This is a genomic window from Mycobacterium sp. E2238, from assembly GCF_001672665.1.
GTDB lineage: Bacteria > Actinomycetota > Actinomycetes > Mycobacteriales > Mycobacteriaceae > Mycobacterium.
The window spans coordinates 1-544 of sequence record NZ_LZKF01000129.1; the positions used below are offsets into that span (position 1 = coordinate 1).

The 544-nt window shown below is 68.6% G+C and carries 1 protein-coding gene; it reads right to left on the bottom strand.

The window, feature by feature from the left end; all coding sequences use genetic code 11:
* Positions 1 to 544 (bottom strand): translation initiation factor IF-2 N-terminal domain-containing protein (locus tag A5711_RS10880; protein WP_156744866.1); only part of this gene is annotated, 544 nt, incomplete at both ends.

Here is a 544-nt window from a genome sequence, read left to right on the forward strand (position 1 = left end):
ACCACCAGGATCGCGATGTCGGTGGCCTTCGCGCCGCGGGCACGCATGGCGGTGAACGCCTCGTGACCCGGGGTGTCGATGAAGGTGATCGGGCGCTCGGTGCCGTCGAGGTCGACGGACACCTGGTACGCGCCGATGTGCTGGGTGATGCCCCCGGCCTCAGCCTCGCGCACGCTGGCGTTCCGGATGGTGTCCAGCAGCCGGGTTTTACCGTGGTCGACGTGACCCATCACGGTCACCACCGGCGGCCGGGTCTGCAGGTCTTCCTCGGTGCCCTCGTCCTCGCCATAGGTCAGGTCGAAGGACTCCAGCAGCTCGCGGTCCTCGTCCTCGGGGCTGACCACCTGGACGACGTAGTTCATCTCGCTGCCCAGCAGCTCGAGCGTCTCGTCGCCGACGGACTGGGTGGCGGTCACCATCTCGCCCAGGTTGAACAGCGCCTGCACCAGCGAGGCCGGGTTGGCGTTGATCTTGTCGGCGAAGTCGGACAGCGATGCGCCCCGGGCCAGCCGGATGGTCTCGCCGTTGCCGTGCGGCAACCGCA